The organism is Staphylococcus cohnii subsp. cohnii, from assembly GCF_002902365.1.
Lineage (GTDB): Bacteria > Bacillota > Bacilli > Staphylococcales > Staphylococcaceae > Staphylococcus > Staphylococcus cohnii.
Window position 1 is genome coordinate 70,235 of record NZ_PPQC01000065.1, and the last position, 23,528, is coordinate 93,762.

The following is a 23,528-nucleotide window of genomic DNA, read 5'->3' on the forward strand; positions in this document are numbered from 1 at the left end:
TATAAATTCTTACTTTGATAATAATTTAGTCTATCTTTCAGAAATTTCACATCAGATTTTAAATCTAATTCATGCATTTTCCTGTGACAATTAGGGTCTAAAGCAACAGCATTATCGATGCTATCTTTCTCACCGTTGGCTAGCCAATCTACATGATGACATTCAAGATATGCTCTCCCATTTCGATCCTTAAACGGAGCTGGTTTATTACATAAATCACAATAGCCATTAGACCTATTTTTAACATGTGCAGCCACATGGATATTTCTGGCATATACTTTAGTAACCGCTTCTTTTCTTCCCACTTGTTTCACCTTTATAGCACGTTCATAGATATCATTGTCACTGAGTTTATTTATTAGATTCGCCTGTTCTCTATACTTTTCATCCGAAATATTTCCTGGGATATAATATTCACTGTTATTAAAAGTTAGCGGGAAGACCCAAACCATTCTATCATTTTGCTCTGTAGTATATGGTTTATCATACAACCTCACTTCTCCACGAAATATATGTTCGCCCGAAATAAATGATTCAAACAGATATACTTTAATACTTAAATCTTCAGAATGGTTTAAAGTCTTATTTTGACCATGCTCAATATCTTGATCACCTTTTTGACCCATACCTGTATAATGCAATGTTTCATTTCCTTCATCATCTATTACTGTATGATCTCTATAAACATCATTTTTATGGTTCGAGAATAAGACTAGTGTATTAGTTAAATGAGAACGTCGCATTCCTCCCTGCTGCGAACATTTGAATACATCACTAATCGTATTATTGTCATACTTTTTATCAATTATGAGATTATCAATTCCTTCTGTTACCTTTTTATGCCAACGCTTTACTTGTTCTAGATCAAAGAACTCTTCATTCTGCGCTTTAACTATTGGCATTCCGGCTTTCTTCCAATTTCGAAAGGTGCCATCATTTATTTTCAACAATTGCATTAAATCTTTTCTCTTTAATAATTCGCTCATAATATTTTCCACCTTTATCTATATCTATTACTGTAACATTACCATATTGTCAGATTATTATTAGTTTCCTTTTTCATATAAAAAAATGGAAATAACTAAAATCAATAGTTATTTCCATTCAAAACTTTAGTTTTAAGATAAATAATGTACAATTTTTATCTCTGATTCAACAATTTTATCATTATAAAAATTCGCTTGAATAGCAACTAAGTCATGTTTTTTGAACTGATAAATCTACTACTATATCTTTTTAAACATGGTAAAAACTTCAGCTAAATTATTTGTGATATGCTTCAGCGTATCGTTTTACGATGCTTTTTTTACGGTACTTTTTTAATACTAGTCTAATCTTATGACGGCCGGTTCAATATTGAAATGCAGCATAGCCCTGCCCCCTTTATATTCAATTTCGCATGGTATTTTAGTAGAGAGATATTGAAATTTAGATTTTTCTTTGTCAAAGTATTTCACTTTAATTGTTAAATAATTACTGTAAGAAAATGGCTCTCCATTTTTCATTCTATATGAAGCATGTATAAATTCTCTCAAAATGAACTAAGGTAGTTTTACCTTTAAAACTTCATCAGGTTTAATGTAATTGAACTTTAATTCGGGACCCAAATATCCTTGAAAATTCTTAATTATTGGTTGCGTAGGAAATCCCAACGTTAGAAAAGCAGGATTGCAATCTGAGTGAACTATAACCCGAATAATGGACAGTTAATAAAAAACATAGCTTTGAATTTAAGATAAAAGTAGTTAATGAATATTTAAACGAAGCAGGAGGATACAAATTTTTAGGCAAAAAGCATAATGTAGATCCGTCATTGATTCGATTATGGGTAAGACAATATAACACACATGGCTATCAGGGACTCACTAAATCTCTAAGTAATACTCAATATACTAGTGAATTTAAGCGAGCTGTTTTAAAATATAGAGAAGAAAATCAATTGTCTTATAGAGAAACAGCGGAACATTTTGGTATCAAGCATTTTTTCAACAATCGCTAACTGGAATCGCAAGATTCAAGAAGGTGGCCCAGCTGCTCTAGAGGGCAAACAAGGGAGACCAATAAAACATATGTCTAAGAAAGAAAATAACCAAAAACAAGTATCAAAGAGCGAGCCTCTGAATGAAACAGAACGCGAAGAGTTAGAACGTCTAAGAGAAGAACTAAGAATGAAAGAACTGGAAAATATCATTCTAAAAAAGTTAAACGCCTTACCGACAGATCCAACAGACAAAAAACGAAAGTAGCGCTTGAGGTAAGGCAAGCAACGACTTATACACTAAAAGAGATTTTAACAGTGTTGAAGCTACCAAAGTCTGTATATTACTACTGGATAAAACATATGGATGATCAGAAACAGAAAGATCAATGGCTAGTAGATAAAATTAGAGAGATAGTCTCAAAACATAAAGGTAGATATGGTTACAGAAGAATCAAAGCGATACTCGAAAACAGAGAACAAATTGTGGTGAATCATAAGCGCTTGTTACGTATTATGAAAACCTATAATTTACTGTGTCAAAAATTCAAAAATAAATCGAGAACACGTTACAGTTCATAAAAAGGGACAGTTGGGAAAATTGCTCCCAACACCGTGAACCGTAAATTTAGTCCGAAGACATTCAATCAACTATGGGTCACAGATATCACAGAGTTTGCGTTACCTATCAAAGGAAAGAAACTATATCTATCAACGATTATGGATTGTTATAACTCTGAAGTGATTGCCCGTTCACCGAACCTAGCAATCGCTATAAATCCTTTAAATAAAGCACTTGAGGAACACCATCACAATTTAAACCAATTAGTCGTTCATTCGGATCAAGGATTTCATTATCAGCATAGTAGTTGGGGAAATATCATAACAGAATTTGATGCAACAATGAGCATGTCACGTAAAGGGAACTGTTTAGATAATTCACCGATGGAGAACTTCTTTGGCTTATTAAAGCAGGAAATGTTTTATGGAGAAGTCTTCAAGACATATGAAGCATTAGAAATCGCAGTACATGAATATATTAGATACTATAATAAAGATAGAATTAAGCTAAAATTAAAAGCATGTCTCCTGAAGAATTCAGGAAACATACCTTACAATCTACTTAGTTCCAAAAGTCAAACTTTTGGGTAGCACATCAAATCACTCGTAAGTTTTTCTTTTAATTACTTTTTAACATCTCACTTATGATTACTCAATGTTAATAAAATAGTGATACAGTTGTAATTGGTTTTTCATACAGATAGATAAAACGATATATTACTACTATAAATACTTTACGCCTAATATCAACTACTAGTATCATAAAAGCTTATTATTTGTTGCTTTTGTAATTTCAATTACTAACCCATTCCATAAGATACTCATATTCTTGAGCACCTTTTTTAAACTCCTGAGATCTTATTTCAAAATGGTGTTTGGTATAAAAATGGGTAACTCCTTCATTTTGCAGTAAATTTTAAAGCAGTAGCCTTACCAATACTCGAAAACACACCTATAATCAGAAGTGTTTTGCCTTCAAATTCACTATACTTAATCATCCAAATTACTTTTTATATCATATAAAGTAATTTGGATGAAATATGAATTTTTCTAAATTATTTATTTTAAATCATTATTTTTTAATTCCCGGAAAAATATTGTCCAGGAAATGAATGAAATCTTTATGATTTTTTGTCTTTTAGACCTAATAAATATCTATAATAAGCCACTCTCACTTCAGAATCTCTAGCATAGAAGAAATGCTGTCCTGGAAATGTATTGACCTCAAATATCCAAATTTTACCGTCAGGTTCTATACCAATATCTATACCTAATGCATCAATTTCAAAGTTATAAAGCTTCTCAAAATTGAGCGGAATCGTTTTACATAAATTATTGAGTTCAATCCTTATATCTTTCCAATTCTTTTCGAAATTATATTTTAAAAATGGTGTTAACATTGCTACACTACCGCCGTTAATTACATGTGACGTGATATTTTTACTTACACCTATGCGCGGATAAATCTCAACTTTCTCCCAATGTCCTTTTTGATTTTTTCTGACAAGAAGACGTATATCAAATGGTTTATTTTCAATTGTTTGTGATTTTATGAAAGGTTGAACAACATACTTCTCTTCACTTATATTCTCATTATAAAAAGTCTGTAACTCATCAATTTCAATTGTCCAACTTTTATCATCGGTTAAAACATCAATTTTTTTATCTCTTTGACTCAAAGAACATATATTTCTACCTCTACTGCCAAGAGTCGGTTTTAATACAATTTCTTTATACTTTTGTATATAATTTTGTAAATCATCATAAGAAGATACTTCATCAGTTGGAATAATTAAATCTTCAAATCTTTTACTTTCTTGCATCTTATTAAAAATAACAGATTTAGACCCTAAACCTGGTGTTGTAAATATAGCCTTCTTCCTTAAAGCTTTAAATATTTCAGGATATTTTCGTTTATCCATCGGTACATTATCCACTATATCTGGAAATTCTGTACGCTTTTTTACCCATTGTCCATCTTCAAAAAATAAACCATCAATTGTCTCATTTTCAAGATTAACATCATCATAAGTAAATACAAAAAAGTCTATATTATAAAAATTGCTTATATATGTTAGTGTTCTACCAAGCACGCCCTTTTTATGTTTTTCTCGTAATAATCCTACTTTCATAATCAAATTCCTCTCTTATTTAATTTTTATTTCAAATGCTCGATTTTTCCAGTCTGTTTCAATATATTCTTTATCTTTAGCAATAAATTCTACAATTTTTTTAAATTGTTCATCATTCACATAATCTGGACACCAAAAAGTATCCAGATTATTTGCGTAGAATGGCACTAATATAAGCTTAATTTCATCATTTTCAAGAAACTTCAATTTAATTAAGAAACCATATGGTAATGCATGATGTTTATCAAATTCTCCATTACTATTAAAAATCCCATTTCCCATGCTATAAACAATTACTGTGTTGTTATATCTTCTTAATTTTTGAATAGTATGAGGACCGTGCCCAAGTATTAAATCACAGCCACTATGAATCAATTGTTCTGCATTTTCAACTTGATAAGGTAAAATTTGTTTAAAATCAACGCCCCAATGAGGTTGTACAATTATAAAACAATTAGGATCTTCTTGTTTTTTTTTTCGAATTTCTTCATTTATTAAATATAAAGGTGCCACACCTCCATTATTACCTATAGCGTAAAAATCAAATTTGCGATATGCAATTTTACGATACCAATAGCCATTATAAATATATACATTTCTATTGTTTATATTTAAATGTATAGGTGCTAAAGCTTCTTTAGAATTTAGACCTGCACCAAATACTTTTAAATCGTTATTTTTAAAGCCCTCAATGGTCTGTTTTAAATGATTAATCCCGAAATCCATCGCATGATTGTTTCCTAAAGAAACAGCATTTAAATTTAATGATTTTAATGCATTTAATGTTTTTTCTTCATTTGCCCATAATAAAAATGGTTTAGCACCCTCTAAATTTGAAACTGTACCTTCTTCTGTAAATACTGCTTCAAAATTGATAATGTTATATCCATTGGAATCAAAGTGTGTCTTTAATTTCTTCAATGAATGATCATAACCATAACGCATTAATGCATCATCTTGATTGCGTTTTTGTCGACGTTTTGTATAAAATTCTCCAAAGTATGTATCGCCTAAAAAATTAATCTCTTTTTCTCCAATAAATGTTTCAACTTCTAATTTCGGCACTTTTATATTGAATTGTATTTCGTCCATTGCTTCTTTCAATAAGAAATCTCTATGAAACGCGTTATCTGCATCCATTATTGCCAATAAAACTCTCTCATTTTTAATATTAGTTAAGACAATCCCACTATTATCACGAGACCCAAATAAGTAGTTGCATACAACACGATCATCAGTATCTATGAAACTTGGATTTTCATAAACAGTCCCACAATAATCAACTAATGAATTATTATATAATTTAAAATCTTTTTCAAATTGTCCAAACATTTCTTTTCCAATCTTCAAAAGATCTTCAATCGTATAAGACTGACGCTTATTTTTCATCTTTCTACCACTAATATTTATAGCAACCTGCTTTTCTAAACCGTACTCATCTCGCTTCATTTTCACTTTAATAGAAGGATTATTTCTAGTAGGATCTAGATATTCTGCGATAGCTAAAACAGCTGCATTACAATTAAGGTTAATTACTAATTGTAATAACTTATATATCGTAACTTCTTTCCCTTTTTCCAAAAATACTTTATCTTTTATAGAAATTTTAGAAATATATTCACTAATTTTCACACTTGCTTGTAGCTTAATCTTTTTATATTTCAGTAAATCTAAGACATAATTTAAAAATAAAGCATTACCCAATCCATAATCATTTTTGTCTTTATCGCCTTTTTCATATAGTACTTTTTTGTCATTTAGACGAATAGCCAAGACTTTATAATTATTCATAAACTTTACTCCTTCATAAATAAATTAATAGAAATAATCTATAATCACTTTTTGAACTTACTAATTAGACCTTTAATATATTAATTTTATTTTAGAAAACTAAGATTTTCAAATATTGTTTTATAATATGTTAAATTTTATATATTAAAAATCATAATATCCTCGGCCATTCGAAACTAGATTTTTCTGAGTACTCTATTCTTCTGAAAAATGTCGATAATATACTAATTCTAACTTTTGAGTGTCCTTCATGAATAAAAACTTCTTTATTTAATCTCATATTATCCAGTTTATAAAACTCAATAAAATCCTCACAATTAACTATTTTAATATTTTGCTTAGTATCATAATATACAAGCATTAACGTATTAATCAGCGCTTCAAGAAATACCATTTTTAAATCATTTGCTTAATTCTGTCTAGTCAAATCAGCATTTAAACTAAATGACTTCCCAATATTATCTGTTAATTTTATCATCACTTTTTTTAAAACTATATACATTTAAATTTTTATTGCCTATCTTTCGAATTTCTATCTTTTCGGTATGCTCCTAATTCTATCATTAGATCCAGTTGGTTCATAGTCGCATATCTTTCATCATTAGTATTCCTTAATAAAAGTTTTCTATATCCTTCTATAGATTCTTGATTTAAATCAGACATATCATAATTATCTAATTGTTCTGTATCTATTTCATCAATTTATAATTCACTATTATAAGTAATATACTATAAATTTAATTTGATTATAAATAGACCAAGCAATTAAAATTTGAAGTCCAAATAATAAATAATATCTTCTACTTAACGATCAATATTGCATGAGATTTTCAATTAATTATTTATTAATAATAGAGTATGTATGTTGTTTTTCACTTCATTAACTAACTTTACCTTTCAAAATATTTATTATGATTTATCCAAAATTACTCTACAAGGCCTTACAATTTATAAAATATAACGGCAATTCTCAAAAGCCTCATACGTTCTGATACGGTCTGAATCCCTTTACAAAAAGCCGAAAAATCGCATCACCGATGATAGCTCTCAAGCAAACATAAGTACTCTTTTTAAAAACCTCATACAGTATGATACGTTCAAAATCCCTTTACTAAGCGGCTGAAAAAACCGCATCACTTATGATATGCTTCTGCTTATCAATTTATGATGCGGTTTATAAAAAGAGTAACTATTGATAGAAATGACTACCAACAGTTACTCTTTTTAATTGTTTATCAATAGATATATTTTCCAGATTTAATATGTTTTTATTTCAAAACTCACTATTCAAAAATATTTTCAGAATACATCACGCGATTATATTCTGTTTTTATATCTTTTGAAATGATATCGTCAACGTGTTTTTTATGTTCTAATTCAAAACGAATATTTTGATAACTTCTGAAGCCTAAATCTATTAAATCAGGTTTATTCATTACGGTTAATCCTTTTGTACGAATCGCTTCAATGGCATGCTCTGGTATCGCACATAGCCCAAAACCACCGACGAGCACCGTCATGCGCGCGCATGCTCTAAATTCTCAAATGCTGTATGTATGTCTTGAATGACTTTAGACATGTTATAACCTCACTTCTTTTTTAAAATTAATATCTAGTACTAAAAACAATTTTACTTGAAATTTTTTAGAAGTCTTCATTTCATGTTTGCGTTTTCATAAATAACTATACAAAAATCGAACTGAAATATATCAGTTCGATTCGAATCATTTTTGAGTATATTGATTAATGATATAGGGTCTTTTCCCAGATTTAAGTGTTTCTATTTTTTCTACTAAATTAATATTAATTAACGCATCTTCACCCAGAAGATTTTTATATTGCTTTTTTAATTCATTTAATTTTGATTCATCAAAACTTTTCTTTGGTAAAATTTTAAGGTCATATTCTTTTCTGCCTTTTTGTATAAATTGAAATTGATAAATATTTTCAATTTTACTCATCATTATATTAATATTAAAGGGCATTAATGCATCACCCTTAGTATTATACACCGTTTCTATTTTCCTACCCTCTATATTACTAATAGTATGTGCAAGACCATCTTTATAACTAGTTAATGTAGCTAAATCTCCTGTATCGTAACGTACCAATGGGATAATATGGGAATTAAAGTCTGTCACTACCACTTTACCTGTGTTTCCTTCAGCAACAGGTTCATTATTTTCATCTAAAATTTCTATATAGTAATTTACTTGATTCAAAATCATTTCATTACTATCAATCTTAGTATTAGCTAAAACCCCTAATTCTTCTGTAGAATACCTTGATAACGGCTTACATTTAAAGGCTTTATAAATATTTTGACTAGATTTCTCATCTAATTTCTCTCCATAAGTAATGATGCCTTTAATATGCTTTATTTCATATTGATGCTCACAAGCATAAGTAGCTAAATTATTCATAATACTCGGATAAGTAATGATAACCTTATGCTTTTCATTTGATATTTTTTTCAATGCTTTTCTCATCCAATTTTGGTCTATATTACCAGGTTTTAATATATATTGGTTTTTGATAATCATATTCTTAAAACTTGGTTTAATAACTCGTATATATAGATGTTTAATCCCTAAATCAAAATTAGAGTAGCTACCAAAAAATAATACTTCACCTTGTTGAGTTAATCTTTTTTCTTTAGTGACATAAAATGATAATGGCGTCCCATATGAGCCACTAGTTGACACTTTCATTAATTTTTTCCGTTTTTCAGGTTTTATTGTTGCAATTTCATTATAATTATCTACAATATCTCGCTTACTTACAATGGGAAAATCATAAATCTTCTTATCCTTATACTGTTTATAATATACTGAATTATTTGTGATAAATTCTAAAAATTATCTTTATTGAACTCATTAATTTGCACAGGTTTTTCAATATTGTTTCTCAAATTTTTCTTAACTGCTTTTATATATTTATAGTCTCTAAACTTTATTATATTAAAAATTGCTTTTCTCAGATTCATTTTAATCCTCAATTCATACTATATTTATTCAAAAATAAATAGTTTTTAAAAATCATTTTAAATTCAAATTATCTTTATAATCTTTAACTATTTGGTCATTATTACTTGGGTAAAAATAGTATAATCCATCATCACCTAATGTATTTTCACCATTTAAAGTTTGACGATTCACATTTTTTTGTGCACTCTTATAATCAGATCGAATACCATTTAAATCAGTTAAACTCAAATCAGTTTTGACGTTATCTTCTACTGCGTTAAATATTGAATTGATTTTCGGTATTGAACTTGGATTCATTGATTTCTTAGCTACAGCTTCGATAACAAGTTGTTGTCGCGCTTGTCTTCCTTCATCTCCACCAGCACCTGCTTCTTTCCTACTCCGCATAAACGCCAATGCTTCTTTACCATCCATGTGATATTTCTTACCTTTTTCAAATGTATAGTCCCTAACATTGAAAGTTGCATTACTAACAACATCTACACCATTGACTTCATCTATAAGTGTAGAAACACCATCCATGTTTATGGCTGCATAGTGATCAATTGGGACATCCATAAGCTTTTCTACAGATTTCACTGCCATATCTGGACCACCATAGGCATAGGCGTGATTGATTTTTTCTTCTGTATCTTTACCAACAATTTCAGCATGTGTATCACGAGGCACACTAATCATTTCTGTTTTTTTATCTTTTGGATTAATTGACAGAAGTACGATTGAATCTGATCTTTGCCCACCGTGTTCTGAATTCCTGACTTCATCAGAGTCTATACCAAAAAGCGCTATTGAAATTGGCTCTCCTTTTTTTATTGGCCCATCTCTAAGTTCAGAATGTTTTCTGTCAAGTGGATCATTAATTGAACTATTTAATGACGTAAGTTTATAGAATATAAATGCTGCAGCTATAATAATTAGCAGTGCTAAAATGATTAATACAGTGAGAACAACCTTTTTTACCGTGGATTTTTTCTTTTTTCTTCTTTCCATGTATCCACCTTCTTTTTATTTAATTTATAATTTTTTTATTATCTGAATAATTTTTTCTTGAACCTTTGTTTCCATATCTGAACCTGAAGGTAAACAAATCCCATGTTCAAACAAGTATTTAGCATTATCTACACCATCATAAATAAATTCATATTGGTCATATAATGGTTGTAAATGCATAGGTTTCCATACAGGGCGAGCTTCTATATTTTCTTTGCTAAGAGCACTAATTACATCATTTGCCGAAAATCCAGCCTTTTTCTCATCAATTGTTAATGCAGTCAGCCATCTGTTTGACTTGGAGTTAGGTAATTCCGGTTGAAATTCAATACCTTCAATATCTGACAACTCTTGATAATACTTATCAAAAATTGCTCTTCTTTTTTGAACACGTTGCTCTAATACTTCCATTTGTCCTCGGCCAATACCAGCTGAGATATTACTTAATCTGTAATTATAACCTAATTCACTATGTTGATAATGTATTGCTTTATCTCTTGCTTGTGTTGCTAAAAAAAGTGCGTGTTCTTTGGCTTCTTTGTTATTTGTTACTAGCATGCCGCCGCCACTTGTTGTAATAATTTTATTACCATTGAATGAAAAGATACCAAAATCCCCAAAACTACCGCTCATTTTACCTTGGAATTCAGCGCCCAATGATTCAGCTGCATCTTCTATTAAAGTTACATTATATGTATCACAAATTGATTTGATTTCATCTAATTTTGCAGATTGTCCATACAAGTTAACTGCTATAACAGCTTTTGGTTTAATTGATTTTTTTTCAAATTCTTTAAACGCTTTTTCCAACGCGACTGGCGACATATTCCAAGAATCTAATTCAGAATCAATGAATACTGGGATAGCATTTTGATATAAAATCGGATTAGAAGTCGCGCAGAAAGTTAAAGATGTACAAAATACATAATCATTTTCTGTTACACCACTCTCTATAACTGCTAAGTGTATTGCTGCAGTACCACTACTAACAGCCAATGCTTCATCTATATTGATATATGATTTTATACTATTTTCAAATTCTGTAACATTCTCTCCTAATGGTGCTATCCAATTTTGTTCGAATGCTTTCGATATATAAGATTGTTCATTCCCACCCATATGTGGTCTAGATAAATATACTCGTTCATTTGTCAATTACTTTCACTCCTTGGGTTTTGCTGGTGTACCAAATACTGTCATATTATTTGATATATTACTAATTACGGTTGATCCTGCACCTACTAATGTTGAATCTCCAATTATTACTTTTGGCGTTACCGTCGATCCTGCACCTATTTGAGTGTAGCTCCCTACTTGCACACCACCTGTTAACGTAGAATTAGGCGATATATGAGCAAAGTCTTTAATTAATACGTCATGCCCAATACTTGCCATTGTATTTAAAATGCAGTGATTACCTACATAAGTATCAGCATTTACTACCACATTTGCCATAACTACTGTTCCATATCCTATTTCAACATCCGATCCAATAACTGCTGAAGGATGTATAAACTTGGGGAATTTACAGAGTGGAAGTTCTAACTTTTCAAAAATTTGTTTTCTTATTTTATTATTGCCAATTGTAATAATAAAATAATTGTCCTTATAGTTTCTATATGAGTTTAAATTGTCATAAATAATACCATCACTGACTGATTTTTCATGAAATTTATCATCTAAATATCCTATTACTTCAAATTCATTATTTAATTCTATAATGTCTTTAACTACTTTTGCATGTCCACCCATACCAATTAAAAATATTTTTTTCATGATTCCGTGCCTTTAAACCTTTCCATAGAAATAGAACTATTGGCATTTATATCTTTTTTCCTCAAAACATTTGTAAACGTTTTATAAAGAATAAACATATCTAGCTTAAATGACTGATTTTCTACATACCAAACATCCAATTCGAATTTTTTTTCCCATGATATAGCATTTCTACCATTTATTTGTGCCCAGCCAGTTATTCCAGGTTTCACATTCATCCTTTTTCTCTGAAAATCATTGTAAAGGGGTAAGTAATCAATTAATAGTGGTCTCGGACCTACTAAACTAATATCTCCTCTGATTACATTAATAAGTTGTGGTAATTCGTCGATACTTGTCTTTCTTAATAATGAACCAAATTTAGTTTTTCTTAATTCATTTGATAATAATTGTCCATTTTCATCTGTTTCATTTGTCATTGTGCGAAATTTATATATAGAAAATGGAATCCCATTTTTCCCTGGTCTAATTTGTTTAAATAAGACTGGTTTCCCTAATTTTTTAGAAATAACTACAGCTGTACATAACATAATTGGTGACGTAATTATTAAGCCTATTCCACTGACTGTAAAATCAAACATACGTTTTAACATTTTGAAATCACACCTTTATTTAACTAATTTACGAAAAACTTTCCATTGTTTTTTTATTACTTCTTCCTCATTGTAAATTTGCAGTGCACGGAAATACCCTGCTTCTTTAAAGTTATTAAGTATTTCAACATTTCCGACCAAATTATCTATTTTACTAGCAATATATTTACTTGATTTTAAAGGAATCAAGTAGCCAGTTTCATTTTCAACAACTTCTTCCCTCGATCCTCTAATTTTTGTAGCAATAATAGCATTTTTCATAGCCATTGCTTCAATTATTGAACGTGGCATCCCCTCTCTATATGAAGGCAAGCAATATATGTCGCTTAAAGTTAAATATTCATTTATGTTTGATATTTGACCAGTAAAAATGACATCGGTATTTTTTTTGTATTTTTCAATTATTTTTATGGTATCTTTATCTCTTTCGCTATCCGACAAGCTACCTATAATAATAAATTTAACATTTTTAGATTCTAATTTACTATAAGCTTCTAATAAGTCTAAAATACCTTTTTCCTTCACTAATCTACCTATGAAAGTAACTATAATATCTCCTTTTTTTATATTATGCTTTAATTTTATATCTTTTATTTTTTTCTCACTTATATTATTTATATTAAATTCATTATTTAAGTCGATGCCATTACTAATGTGAAAATAGTTGTTTTGTTTCTTCTTTCTTAGAAAATTATTTTTTTTAGCTGTTATATAATCTTCTCTACTTTGCGTAAAAATATAGTCAGTACAAATTTTTCCAATAATTTTTTCAATATGGAAGTATATAAAATATGTTTTTTTAGACATACCATCATGAAAATAAAATCCATGGGCTGTATAGATAATATTAGGGACTTTAGCTAATTTAGCTGCAATTCTTCCTAAAACAGATGCTACAGGTGTATGCGTGTGCACAATGTCTGGTTTTAATTTTTTGAATAATTTTAACATTCTATATATTGATTTTATATTTCCTAACAGGCTAATTTTACGGTCGATTTTAATGTCGTGAACTATAACGCCTTGCTTTTGAAGTTCTTTCTTTTTATTTCCAGTGGTACAAACACAATGAACTTCTGCCCCTTTTTTAACACTTTCTTCATTCAAAGCTTTTAAAAGTTTGATATGCGTACTTTCTATCGCAGCAATCTGTACTATTTTCATATCTATAGCCTCCAAAGTCTCTGATTTATTAATAAATCTTCACTTCTTATAAAACCTTTAACATCAAACACTACTCCATTTTCATTTAATAATTTCAAATATTCATGTTTATTAATTAAGTAGTCTTCATGTGGAACTGCAAATATTAAAGCATCTACTTTACTTAACTCTTGTTTTTTAATCAATTTCAAATCGTATAATTTTTTAGCCTCTTCGGAATTGGCTTCTATATCATTTACGTAAATTTTTAATCCGTATTCTTTAAGTTCTTCAATAATATGAATAATCTTTGTATTTCTTAAATCTGGACAATTTTCTTTAAATGTAATACCTAATACATTCACTGATGCACCTTGAACTTCTAATCCTTGCTTTAATAATTCTTTAATTACATTAGAAGCAATATGTTTAGCCATATTATCATTTATTCTTCTACCTGCTAGGATAACTTCAGGATGGTGACCAACTTCCTGTGCTTTATGTGTTAAATAATATGGGTCAACACCAATACAATGTCCACCTACTAACCCTGGTTTAAAATTCAAGAAGTTCCATTTTGTTCCTGAAGCTTTAAGTACTTCATTAGTATCTATGTTTAATTTATCAAAAATGATTGCGAGTTCATTCATTAATGCAATGTTCACATCACGTTGAGTATTTTCAATTACTTTTGCCGCTTCTGCTACTTTAATTGAAGATGCTTTATGAACTCCTGCTGTGACTACTGAGCTGTACACGTCTGCAACTATTTCTAACACTTCAGGTGTTTGACCTGATACAACTTTTGTAATCGTTTCAAAAGTATGCACTTTATCACCTGGGTTTATTCTTTCTGGTGAATAGCCAACAAAAAAATCTTTACCACAAACTAGTCCTGAATATTTTTCTAACACAGGTACACAGTCTTCTTCTGTTGCACCAGGGTACACCGTTGACTCGTAAACTACTATTGTGTCAGGCGTAATCACTTTCCCAACTGTTTCACTGGCTTTTAATAATGGTAATAAATCTGGTTTATTATGTTTATCAATCGGTGTTGGTACAGCTACAATAATAAAATCAGCTTTTTTCAAATCCACTGCATTTGAAGTGTACTCTATATTAGTTAGCTTTAATTTATCTTCTTTAACTTCATTTGTTCTATCGTAATTATTTTTTAGTTCTTGAATCCTTGACTCATTAATATCAAATCCAATCACTTTATGTTTATTACCAAAAGTGACAGCTACTGGTAAACCTACATAACCTAATCCAACAACTGCAATATTTCTTTCCATAAAAGTAGCATCTCCCATTATTTACTTGTAATATTCCAAATACCAATCAACAAATTTATTTACACCATCTTGGATTGTAGTTTCTGGTTTAAAATCAATATCTCTAAACAAGTCATCTACATTTGCATAAGTTTCAGGTACATCTCCTGGTTGTAAATCCATGTAGTTTTTCTTAGATTCTTTTCCTAATTTATTTTCAATTGCTTCTACAAACTCCATTAATCTGACTGGACTGTTATTTCCTATGTTATATATTTTATAAGGTGCATAAGAAGAACTAGGATCTGGATTTGCACCTGACCATTCTTTATTTGGCGATGCAGGTTTTTTCACTAATCTACTTATTGCTTCTACAATATCATCCACATAAGTAAAATCCCTCATCATATTCCCATGATTATAAACATCTATTACCTCATCATTTACAATCGCTTTTGTGAATTTAAATAGTGCCATATCTGGTCTTCCCCATGGTCCGTATACCGTGAAAAATCTTAAACCGGTAGTTGGCAAATTGTATAAATGACTATACGTATGTGCCATTAGTTCGTTAGATTTTTTCGTTGCTGCATATAAACTGAGTGGGTGATCGATATTATCTGAAGTACTAAATGGTTTGGAAGTATTTGCGCCATATACAGAACTTGATGATGCATAAATTAAATTATGTATATCAAAATGTCTGCAACACTCAAGTATATTCGCGAAACCAACAATATTGGCATCTATATACGCTTTTGGATTATCAATACTGTATCTAACACCCGCTTGAGCTGCTAAATTAACAACCACTTCTGGTTTTTCATCTTTAAATATTTTCACTAAATCGTCGTGATTTTCTAATTTTAATTTATAAAAAGTAAACTTCTCTTTTCCTATGGATTCTAGTCTATCTTCTTTCAAAGAAACTGAATAATAATCATTTATACTATCTATGCCTATAACATGATGTCCTTGTTTAATTAACTTTTTCGCAAGATGTGATCCTATAAACCCGGCCACACCTGTAATTAATATTTTCATACTTCAATCACCTATCTTTTTGATTTTTCGCATTGGAACACCAGCTCCAAGCCATCCTGTTTCTAAATCACTATTTACAACTGCTCCAGCTGCAACTACTGTTCTTTTCTCAATTTTCACATTACTTAATATCCTAACTCCACATCCTATCCAAACATCATCACTAATTTCTACCTTTCCTTTAATAACCTTATTGTATTTTATAGGTATATTCGTATTATTCCATGTGTGATTAGCTGTTATTATCGTTGAGCTATGTGCAATAGAAACATTATTACCTATTTCAAGTCCACCAAATCCATCAATATATGATAAGTCATGAATACTAACATTATTTCCAATACATACCTTTTCCATATTTTTTAAAGAAACATTTTTACCGACATATACATTATTTCCAATTTCATTTACTAAGCTTGATAAAATAGCATATCTAATAGCTATCTGTATCTTTAAATTAGTACTAGTATTTATTTCATATAATAATTCTTTAAACTGTTTGGGCATCAACTTTAATATATTTCCTAGATTTCTTAAAACTCTGTATTTGTTCATTTGTATCTCCTTCCACGGTAAATATAATAATGACAAATAAACATTATTAATAACAATGAGGATTTGTCTCTATGCCTCAATGCTGAACCATAATTATATGTACCTAGTGCAAAAACAAAATTCATTACAGCAAAGATAATTAAAACTATTAAAATATTTTCATTTCTATCTTTTAAATATAATCTAATTCCTAGATAAAAAGAAAACCAAATAAATAGAATATTACTAAAACCAATAACATCTGAAAATGTACGAATTTCCCATGGAAATGGTTTAAAAGCAAAATATATTTCTTGCTTAAATTTATTTATAATTCCATTACTTTCATTAGGAGTTAAATAATCAGCTCGAGATGTTGAATTTAAATTTTCTTGGGAAACTGTATTTTCCTCTTCGCTTATAATTGATTTAATTTTCGGATTGTCAGTAGTTGTAATAAAAGTAAAAAATAAAATTGTAAATGTTGTAAATATTATTATTTTTAAATTAAATCGGATTCGTGAAATTAAAAGGAAATAAGCAGCTAAAAATAATAATAAACCTACAATACCAACATGAAACATACTTCCAAAAACAATTGATAAGAGACTCACTATAATATATCGTATTTTTTTTTGTTCATGATATTTCAAAATTGAATAAGTAAATAATAAAATTGATAAAATAACATAAATTTCTCTTAAAGTTATAACTGTATTAAATAGTGTTAATGGATAAATAGTAAATAGAAATGTACTTACTAAAGCAGTTTTTTTTTCTTTAAAAACTAGAAAAACTATTTTATATAAAAGTATTAAAGCTACTGAGTGAATAGTTATATTAAGTAATCCAGGTAATAATTCATTGGGGGAACCAAGATAATAAAAGAAAGCTAATATTTTTGAATAGAAAGTTGAACTTTGAAAAATATTTGCTTCTGTTCCAAATGCCAAATGATAATAATAATTAAGTGATAACTTTTCAAACCTAATATCATCATTACCAGAACCTGGCAATACAAAAAAGTACCTATGAGTAATTAATGCTAATAAATATATAAGCCATTGAAAAAGCCAAATAAATATAAATATAAAATTATATTTATTTACTAATAAAAATAATAATACAAATATATTTATAAGTATTAATAAATATATACTAGAATTATAGTCAAATATACTAATGGCATAAGTACTTATTAAAATTACTATCATTAATAAATATCTATACTTCATAATTTACTCCTTTAATTAGTTTAATACTTAGCAAGGTTTTCAAAATAAACACTGAAATTGAAAATATTGAAAAAGTAAGAACTGCTCCAAATACCTCAAATCTATTAATTAATATTGAACTTCCAAAAGCTACAATTAGAACACTGAAAATTTGAATATATGTATTATATTTATATTTATTATGACTGTTAATGAATAAATCCATTAATATACTAATATATATCAATACCGAACTTAATAATACCAAACATATTTCTTTTTTATATTTTATAAAATCTTCATTAAAAATCACAGGTATAATGCTATCTAAGACTGTCATGTTAATAATTTGAACAAAACAAATTATTAACATACCCGCTCCAATTATTTTAATAAATAATAATTTTAAATAAAATTTATTATATTTCATTTTAACTACTTTAGGTAAAATGAAATTATAGATAGAGAAGAAAAAAGTATTACCTGCAGAATAAATTGTTAAAAAACTACTGAAAATACCTACTGCAATAATATCACTTGAAGTTTCTAAAAAATATTTAGGAATATTAGTATTTAAAGAAGATAAAAAAAGAGTCACTGAAATTGGCAAACCTATAGCATATAATTTAAAAGATCTTATAAGAAAAGCTTCTTTTTCAAATAATTTTTTTCTGTTTTTTATAAAATTAACAATAAACAAAATTGCGCTATAAATAATGAACGAGATTGTTAAATTTTGAAAAATGATAAAACAAACCAATATTAATGCAATTTGAACAAAAGAAAAAGCTATTTTATAATAACCGACATATTCATGCTTTTTATTCTTGATATAAAAAGCGTAATCAATATCATATAAATTTTCTACCATTTTACTTAACCCTATAAAAAATATTAACAAATATTTATTTACGTTAATTCCTGTTAAAAATATAATAATAAACATATAAATACACATTACTATTATAGAAACCATCCATCTAGCTTTAATATAAGAGCTTTTTTCACTAGCATTACTTGTGACTATTAAAGTATTAAATCCAAAAGATAGGAACAATATTAGTGGAGAAATTATAGCAATTCCGTAAGTATATGTACCTAACTCAGTTTTAGTACCTAATTTTAATATTAAAATTATAATTAGCCATTGAGTAAATCCAAATATTATATTTCCAAACAAGTAAGGTAAAAAATTATTTTTCAAAATATTCTTCACTCCGATTTGCAAAGTCTATAAGGTCAATTTCCTCATTTTTTATCCTCTTAATATTTTCCATTAACTCTTTTGAATCAAAGATTTGCGTTTTGCCAATATAGATTTTTTCATAAATTTGTTCTGGGTATATTTCGTTTTCATTAAGTAATTCTTCAAATAGCTTTTCACCTGGCCTAATACCAGAAAACTCAATGCCAATATCTTCCTCTTTTTTACCACTTAAATGTATTAAGTTTTTAGCTAGATCAACAATTTTCACTGGTTTACCCATATCTAAAACAAATACTTCTCCACCTTGGGCTAATGCTCCAGCTTGTAATACAAGTCTAGAAGCTTCAGGAATAGTCATAAAATATCTAGTCATTTCCGGGTGTGTTACTGTAACTGGACCGCCATGTTCAATTTGCTTTTTAAATAATGGAATAACTGATCCTCGAGAACCTAACACATTACCAAAACGCACAGCTACAAAACTGGTTTTGCACTTTGTATCATTCATACTTTGAATCACCATTTCTGCTACACGTTTAGTTGCCCCCATCACATTCGGTGGGTTCACTGCTTTATCAGTAGAAATCATCACAAACTTACTAACTTCTGTTTCTTTTGCCGATTCAGCCGTATTTTTTGTTCCTAATATATTATTACGAACTGCTTCAATTGGGTTGTATTGCATTAATGGTACATGCTTATGTGCTGCTGCATGATAAACTGCATATGGTTTATATTTTTTCATAATTTCTAACATACGTTCTTTATTTTGCACATCTGCAATTACTGGAATAAAATCAATTTTTTTATCAAATGTTTTATTTAACTCTTGATGAATTAAATAGATACTATTTTCTCCATGTCCTAATAAAACAATACGTTCAGGACTGAATTTGCAAACTTGTCTACATATCTCTGAACCAATAGAGCCACCAGCGCCTGTGACTAAAACTGTTTTATGCGTTAATTCCTTAGCTATAGATGCCATATCTAGTTCTACTGGGTCCCTACCTAGTAAATCTTCAACATCAACTCTTTTAAGTTGATTGACTTCTATTTCACCTGATAATACATTTTCAATATTAGGCATTTTAAATAGTTCTACACCTTCAATATTGCAAATTTCATTAATTTCATTCAGCCTTTTTTTACTTAAAGTTGGTATTGCTATAATAATTTTTTTTATATTATATCTTTTTACTAATTCAGGAATATCTTTAATATACCCTTGAACTTTTACTCTTTCAGTTATCGTCATCTTTTGCTTTTCTTTATCATCATCTACTGCTAGTACAGGTTGCATGCGCATATCATGGCTACGTAACATTTGGCGTATCAGCATTGATCCGCCTTGCCCTGCACCTACAACCAAAGTTGATTTTTTTTCAATTGAATTTCCTATATAATACTTTCTATAAACTCTCCAAAATAGTCTAGATCCACCAATCAATAATAAATGCATCATCCACGTAATAAAATATAAACGTAGAAATGGACTATCACTTGTTATTAAAGCAACTAATATGATGGTAAGAACTATAGAACTTGTAACCGCTTTTACAATTGACATTAATTCACTTACACTCGCGTATTCCCATGCACGATGATATAAATTAAACACATATGCAAAAATATGATGTGAAACTAACAAGATAATTGATGATAATACCAATAAATCTATTGAATAGCCTCTAAAATATGGTTCTAATATGGAATATCCTAAAAATATTGAAAATGTAACAATTAGCGAATCTATAATGATTAGTATTAAAAATCGCAATTTCGCAGAAATCTTTTTCACTCTTAATCCCCTCATTCATTTTTTCTAAAAAAGGCCAAACCACTTTTTCTGCTTATATTCTTGCGTTGGTACCTGTTTGGAAATCCTTTCATTATTTATCATTAACTTCCCGTTTTCTAGATAATTTTCAAATTCTTCATAATAAGCTTTTAATTTTCTTTCTTTAAATAGCTGTTTCATTGCGAATGGTCTTATTGTCGCACTATGTGCATCTGATGCAATAAAATGTGCCAGATTATTATCAATTATTTTTAAAGAAGCGCTTCTTACCTTACTTCCAAATTTCCCCAATAATGATGAAGTCGTAAGTTGACTTAATGCACCGCCATTAATAAGCTCATATAATAAATCTAAATTTTGAACAATTGCCTTATTTCGTTCTGGATGTGCGATAATTGGAATGTAACCCATAGTTTGTAGTTCATAAAATAAACGTTGGGTATAATGTGGTACTTCACTGCTAGGAAATTCTAATAGTAAATAGTTTGAATTATTGATACCTTCAATATTCCCATTATTAAGATCATAAATAACCTTATCTGTGACTCTAATTTCTTGACCAGCATAAAAGTTGATATTTAATTTTTGAACAATATAATTTTCATTTAGATCTTTTACCCTGTCTTTTACACGCTGTATATCATTGTTATATTTAGGATGTAGATGGTGTGGTGTTACTACTATGTCAGTGATGCCTTCACTTTTTGCTTGATTAAGTAAATCATTCATAGCAGTTATACTTTGTGGTCCATCATCGATATCTATCAATATATGATTGTGTATATCAATCATTTTCACTCATCTCCATAGTAGTAATAATAACTTGAAGATTTATCAATTGCAGTTTTGTTCAGTATAGCACCCAATAATTTCCCACCAGCTTTATTAATTAAATCTTTCGCTTTTTTCACTTCGTTTTTAATATTCTTTTCTACATCAATTACTAATGCACAATTCTGAATAGTTTGAGCATATACTTGTGCATCCGTTACTGTATTTACGGGTGGCGTATCAACAACAATAAAATCATAATCGCTTAATAATTCATTGTATATTTCATCGAATTGAGTAGAAGCTATTAATTCTGAAGGATTCGGTGGTGTCGGACCAGCAGTTAATATTGCTAAGTTCTCTACTTTAGTTTCTTTTATCGATTCTGTATACGTAGCTTTATTTACAATTAAATTTGACAGTCCACTGTTATTAGGTAAGTCAAAGATATAATGTTGCGTTGGTTTTCTCATATCACCATCAATAATCAGTGTTTTATAACCTGCTTGTGCATAAGTCACTGCAATATTCGCTGAAATAGTACTCTTTCCTGATAATGGTTTTTCTGAAGTAATTAGCAGACTTTGTATTTCTTTTTCTGCACTAGAAAACATAATGTTTGAACGTATCCCTCTAAATTTTTCACTGACTGTTGATTTAGGTTTGTCATGAACGTACAAAGGTGATATAGCTCTTTTTTTCTTTGCCATAATTACAATAACTCCTTAGTTAAATTTTTGTATGGAACCCAATACTGGTATTTCCAATTCATTTTCAACATCTGTTTCTGACTTAATACGCTTATCGAATATTTCTTTAATAAAAATTATTATTAATGCTATTATCAATCCAATAACTATGCCCATAACTAAATTTATCATTGTTTTTGGTGCCACTTGTTTTGTAGTATCATCCGCAGTAGAGAGAATAGATACATTATCCACATTCATGATATCAGGTACTTCATCACTAAATACTTCTGCTAATTTATTTGCAATTTTTTCTGAGTCTTTACCGCTTTTACTTACCACATCAATATTTAATAATTGTGATTCAGCTTGATTCGTAACCGTTAACATGCTCGATAATTCTGAAGTAGAATATTTTCGATTTAATTCTTTTGATACTTTATCCAATATACGAGGACTCTTTACAATTTCTGAATATGTATTGACAAGTTGAATATTGCTTTGAACTTCTTGTGCCATCATTTGCGAATCGCTTTCTTTTTGATTCACTAATACTTGTGTAGTTGCTTGATATTCTTCATCTAAGAAAAACAAAGTAACGATTGCACTTATTAGTAAACAAATAAGTGGCAAAATAATTAATAGTTTTAAATTATTTTTTAATATTCTTAAAATTTTTGTTAAATCCAATGTACTTTCCATATAAACCTCCATTTTTCCATTTTAACTTATTATATAGAACTTTTATTATGCTTTTCAATACCTTTTCAAAATTATTCTTAAATGTATATAAATTTATTGTTAAAATTAACCTTCTTTTACAATTAATTCAATAAATTTAATATTAATTAAATTTTTTAAATACTTCTACATTAAGATGAAATATTAAAAAAGCCATTTATTAAAAAGTTAATGCAAGGTGTTAAATAATGCTTGGATTTTTTAAATGAACTGTAGATTTTAGTTTCCCTGGTCTTACTTTCTATTTTTGGTTCTGTTGCAAAGTTGAATTTATAGTATAATTTTAACAAAAAGGAGTC

General features: G+C 28.8%; 22 protein-coding genes and 2 pseudogenes. 4 read left to right on the forward strand and 20 right to left on the reverse strand.

Translation table 11 applies throughout. The features are described 5' to 3' along the window. A partial coding sequence (locus tag CD032_RS11020) for an HNH endonuclease signature motif containing protein (RefSeq protein ID WP_064263631.1) occupies positions 1 to 986 on the reverse strand: 986 nt, incomplete at its 3' end. Positions 987 to 1,723: 737 nt separating this feature from the next. Here CD032_RS11020 and CD032_RS13625 point away from each other — a divergent pair. From CD032_RS13625 to CD032_RS11035, 4 genes and pseudogenes are all read left to right on the forward strand, one after another. Then, positions 1,724 to 1,999: pseudogene (locus tag CD032_RS13625) on the forward strand (transposase); the annotation flags it as partial. Beyond that, positions 1,968 to 2,246, forward strand: coding sequence for a hypothetical protein (locus CD032_RS12975; RefSeq protein ID WP_052437211.1), 279 nt, complete (start codon positions 1,968 to 1,970; stop codon positions 2,244 to 2,246). The pseudogene CD032_RS13625 and the gene CD032_RS12975, both read left to right, overlap by 32 nt. A 95-nt stretch (positions 2,247 to 2,341) precedes the next feature. After that, positions 2,342 to 2,560 carry an IS3 family transposase gene (locus tag CD032_RS11030; protein ID WP_126116941.1) on the forward strand — a complete coding sequence of 73 codons (219 nt, stop codon included), beginning with the start codon at positions 2,342 to 2,344 and terminating at the stop codon, positions 2,558 to 2,560. A gap of 15 nt (positions 2,561 to 2,575) precedes the next feature. After that, positions 2,576 to 3,130: pseudogene (locus CD032_RS11035) on the forward strand (IS3 family transposase); the annotation flags it as partial. A gap of 530 nt (positions 3,131 to 3,660) precedes the next feature. Here CD032_RS11035 and CD032_RS11040 read toward each other — a convergent pair. From CD032_RS11040 to CD032_RS11130, 19 genes are all read right to left on the reverse strand, one after another. Beyond that, entirely contained in the window at positions 3,661 to 4,671 is a 1,011-nt protein-coding gene (locus CD032_RS11040) for a YheC/YheD family protein (protein WP_040030087.1), read from the reverse strand. Between the two features lie 15 nt (positions 4,672 to 4,686). Continuing rightward, positions 4,687 to 6,462, reverse strand: coding sequence for a CapA family protein (locus CD032_RS11045; protein WP_053024886.1), 1,776 nt, complete (start codon positions 6,460 to 6,462; stop codon positions 4,687 to 4,689). A gap of 510 nt (positions 6,463 to 6,972) precedes the next feature. Then, complete coding sequence (locus tag CD032_RS13690) at positions 6,973 to 7,125, reverse strand: DUF8451 domain-containing protein (RefSeq protein ID WP_233434120.1); 153 nt, start codon at positions 7,123 to 7,125, stop codon at positions 6,973 to 6,975. 620 nt (positions 7,126 to 7,745) lie between these two features. Continuing rightward, a complete protein-coding gene (locus tag CD032_RS13675; RefSeq protein WP_069973633.1) occupies positions 7,746 to 7,982 on the reverse strand; it encodes a hypothetical protein in 237 nt (78 codons plus the stop codon). A 204-nt stretch (positions 7,983 to 8,186) separates the two neighbouring features. Further along, positions 8,187 to 9,173 carry a phenylacetate--CoA ligase family protein gene (locus CD032_RS11060; RefSeq protein WP_103211485.1) on the reverse strand — a complete coding sequence of 329 codons (987 nt, stop codon included), beginning with the start codon at positions 9,171 to 9,173 and terminating at the stop codon, positions 8,187 to 8,189. Between the two features lie 327 nt (positions 9,174 to 9,500). After that, positions 9,501 to 10,439, reverse strand: a complete 939-nt coding sequence (locus tag CD032_RS11065; RefSeq protein ID WP_069973631.1) for an LCP family protein — start codon at positions 10,437 to 10,439, stop codon at positions 9,501 to 9,503. Positions 10,440 to 10,463: 24 nt separating this feature from the next. Further along, a complete protein-coding gene (locus CD032_RS11070) occupies positions 10,464 to 11,594 on the reverse strand; it encodes a DegT/DnrJ/EryC1/StrS family aminotransferase (protein ID WP_269459123.1) in 1,131 nt (376 codons plus the stop codon). 6 nt (positions 11,595 to 11,600) lie between these two features. Next, a complete protein-coding gene (locus CD032_RS11075; protein WP_069973630.1) occupies positions 11,601 to 12,215 on the reverse strand; it encodes an acetyltransferase in 615 nt (204 codons plus the stop codon). Next, positions 12,212 to 12,808, reverse strand: a complete 597-nt coding sequence (locus CD032_RS11080; RefSeq protein ID WP_069973629.1) for a sugar transferase — start codon at positions 12,806 to 12,808, stop codon at positions 12,212 to 12,214. Before CD032_RS11080 ends, CD032_RS11075 begins: the two co-directional genes overlap by 4 nt. Positions 12,809 to 12,823: 15 nt before the next feature. After that, positions 12,824 to 13,972, reverse strand: coding sequence for a glycosyltransferase family 4 protein (locus CD032_RS11085; RefSeq protein ID WP_069973628.1), 1,149 nt, complete (start codon positions 13,970 to 13,972; stop codon positions 12,824 to 12,826). 2 nt (positions 13,973 to 13,974) lie between these two features. After that, positions 13,975 to 15,249: a nucleotide sugar dehydrogenase gene (locus CD032_RS11090; RefSeq protein ID WP_069973627.1), complete on the reverse strand. Its 1,275-nt coding sequence runs from the start codon at positions 15,247 to 15,249 to the stop codon at positions 13,975 to 13,977. A 21-nt stretch (positions 15,250 to 15,270) separates the two neighbouring features. After that, the gene (locus CD032_RS11095; RefSeq protein ID WP_069973626.1) at positions 15,271 to 16,272 is read right to left on the reverse strand and encodes an NAD-dependent epimerase; all 1,002 of its coding nucleotides are present in this window, start codon (positions 16,270 to 16,272) and stop codon (positions 15,271 to 15,273) included. Positions 16,273 to 16,275: 3 nt separating this feature from the next. Further along, positions 16,276 to 16,827, reverse strand: coding sequence for an acyltransferase (locus CD032_RS11100; protein ID WP_069973625.1), 552 nt, complete (start codon positions 16,825 to 16,827; stop codon positions 16,276 to 16,278). After that, the gene (locus tag CD032_RS11105) at positions 16,824 to 18,041 is read right to left on the reverse strand and encodes a glycosyltransferase family 39 protein (RefSeq protein ID WP_103211486.1); all 1,218 of its coding nucleotides are present in this window, start codon (positions 18,039 to 18,041) and stop codon (positions 16,824 to 16,826) included. The genes CD032_RS11100 and CD032_RS11105 overlap by 4 nt, the downstream gene beginning before the upstream one ends. Continuing rightward, positions 18,031 to 19,224, reverse strand: coding sequence for an MATE family efflux transporter (locus CD032_RS11110; RefSeq protein ID WP_103211487.1), 1,194 nt, complete (start codon positions 19,222 to 19,224; stop codon positions 18,031 to 18,033). The genes CD032_RS11105 and CD032_RS11110 overlap by 11 nt, the downstream gene beginning before the upstream one ends. Next, positions 19,214 to 21,028 carry a polysaccharide biosynthesis protein gene (locus CD032_RS11115; protein WP_103211488.1) on the reverse strand — a complete coding sequence of 605 codons (1,815 nt, stop codon included), beginning with the start codon at positions 21,026 to 21,028 and terminating at the stop codon, positions 19,214 to 19,216. Before CD032_RS11115 ends, CD032_RS11110 begins: the two co-directional genes overlap by 11 nt. Before the next feature lie 24 nt (positions 21,029 to 21,052). Further along, positions 21,053 to 21,820: a tyrosine-protein phosphatase gene (locus CD032_RS11120; protein WP_069973644.1), complete on the reverse strand. Its 768-nt coding sequence runs from the start codon at positions 21,818 to 21,820 to the stop codon at positions 21,053 to 21,055. A 2-nt stretch (positions 21,821 to 21,822) separates the two neighbouring features. After that, positions 21,823 to 22,509: a polysaccharide biosynthesis tyrosine autokinase gene (locus CD032_RS11125; protein ID WP_103211489.1), complete on the reverse strand. Its 687-nt coding sequence runs from the start codon at positions 22,507 to 22,509 to the stop codon at positions 21,823 to 21,825. A gap of 15 nt (positions 22,510 to 22,524) precedes the next feature. Then, complete coding sequence (locus CD032_RS11130) at positions 22,525 to 23,190, reverse strand: YveK family protein (RefSeq protein WP_069973646.1); 666 nt, start codon at positions 23,188 to 23,190, stop codon at positions 22,525 to 22,527. Positions 23,191 to 23,528 lie beyond the last annotated feature (338 nt).

Excerpts from the sequence above, each read along its gene's own strand:
- CD032_RS11030 (WP_126116941.1), top strand. The coding sequence starts at position 2,342 with ATGGATGATCAGAAACAGAAAGATCAATGGCTAGTAGATAAAATTAGA.
- CD032_RS11040 (WP_040030087.1), bottom strand. The coding sequence starts at position 4,671 with ATGAAAGTAGGATTATTACGAGAAAAACATAAAAAGGGCGTGCTTGGT.
- CD032_RS11045 (WP_053024886.1), bottom strand. The coding sequence starts at position 6,462 with ATGAATAATTATAAAGTCTTGGCTATTCGTCTAAATGACAAAAAAGTA.
- CD032_RS13690 (WP_233434120.1), bottom strand. The coding sequence starts at position 7,125 with ATGTCTGATTTAAATCAAGAATCTATAGAAGGATATAGAAAACTTTTA.
- CD032_RS13675 (WP_069973633.1), bottom strand. The coding sequence starts at position 7,982 with ATGACGGTGCTCGTCGGTGGTTTTGGGCTATGTGCGATACCAGAGCAT.
- CD032_RS11060 (WP_103211485.1), bottom strand. The coding sequence starts at position 9,173 with ATGAAAGTGTCAACTAGTGGCTCATATGGGACGCCATTATCATTTTAT.
- CD032_RS11065 (WP_069973631.1), bottom strand. The coding sequence starts at position 10,439 with ATGGAAAGAAGAAAAAAGAAAAAATCCACGGTAAAAAAGGTTGTTCTC.
- CD032_RS11075 (WP_069973630.1), bottom strand. The coding sequence starts at position 12,215 with ATGAAAAAAATATTTTTAATTGGTATGGGTGGACATGCAAAAGTAGTT.
- CD032_RS11080 (WP_069973629.1), bottom strand. The coding sequence starts at position 12,808 with ATGTTAAAACGTATGTTTGATTTTACAGTCAGTGGAATAGGCTTAATA.
- CD032_RS11085 (WP_069973628.1), bottom strand. The coding sequence starts at position 13,972 with ATGAAAATAGTACAGATTGCTGCGATAGAAAGTACGCATATCAAACTT.
- CD032_RS11090 (WP_069973627.1), bottom strand. The coding sequence starts at position 15,249 with ATGGAAAGAAATATTGCAGTTGTTGGATTAGGTTATGTAGGTTTACCA.
- CD032_RS11095 (WP_069973626.1), bottom strand. The coding sequence starts at position 16,272 with ATGAAAATATTAATTACAGGTGTGGCCGGGTTTATAGGATCACATCTT.
- CD032_RS11100 (WP_069973625.1), bottom strand. The coding sequence starts at position 16,827 with ATGAACAAATACAGAGTTTTAAGAAATCTAGGAAATATATTAAAGTTG.
- CD032_RS11105 (WP_103211486.1), bottom strand. The coding sequence starts at position 18,041 with ATGAAGTATAGATATTTATTAATGATAGTAATTTTAATAAGTACTTAT.
- CD032_RS11120 (WP_069973644.1), bottom strand. The coding sequence starts at position 21,820 with ATGATTGATATACACAATCATATATTGATAGATATCGATGATGGACCA.
- CD032_RS11125 (WP_103211489.1), bottom strand. The coding sequence starts at position 22,509 with ATGGCAAAGAAAAAAAGAGCTATATCACCTTTGTACGTTCATGACAAA.
- CD032_RS11130 (WP_069973646.1), bottom strand. The coding sequence starts at position 23,190 with ATGGAAAGTACATTGGATTTAACAAAAATTTTAAGAATATTAAAAAAT.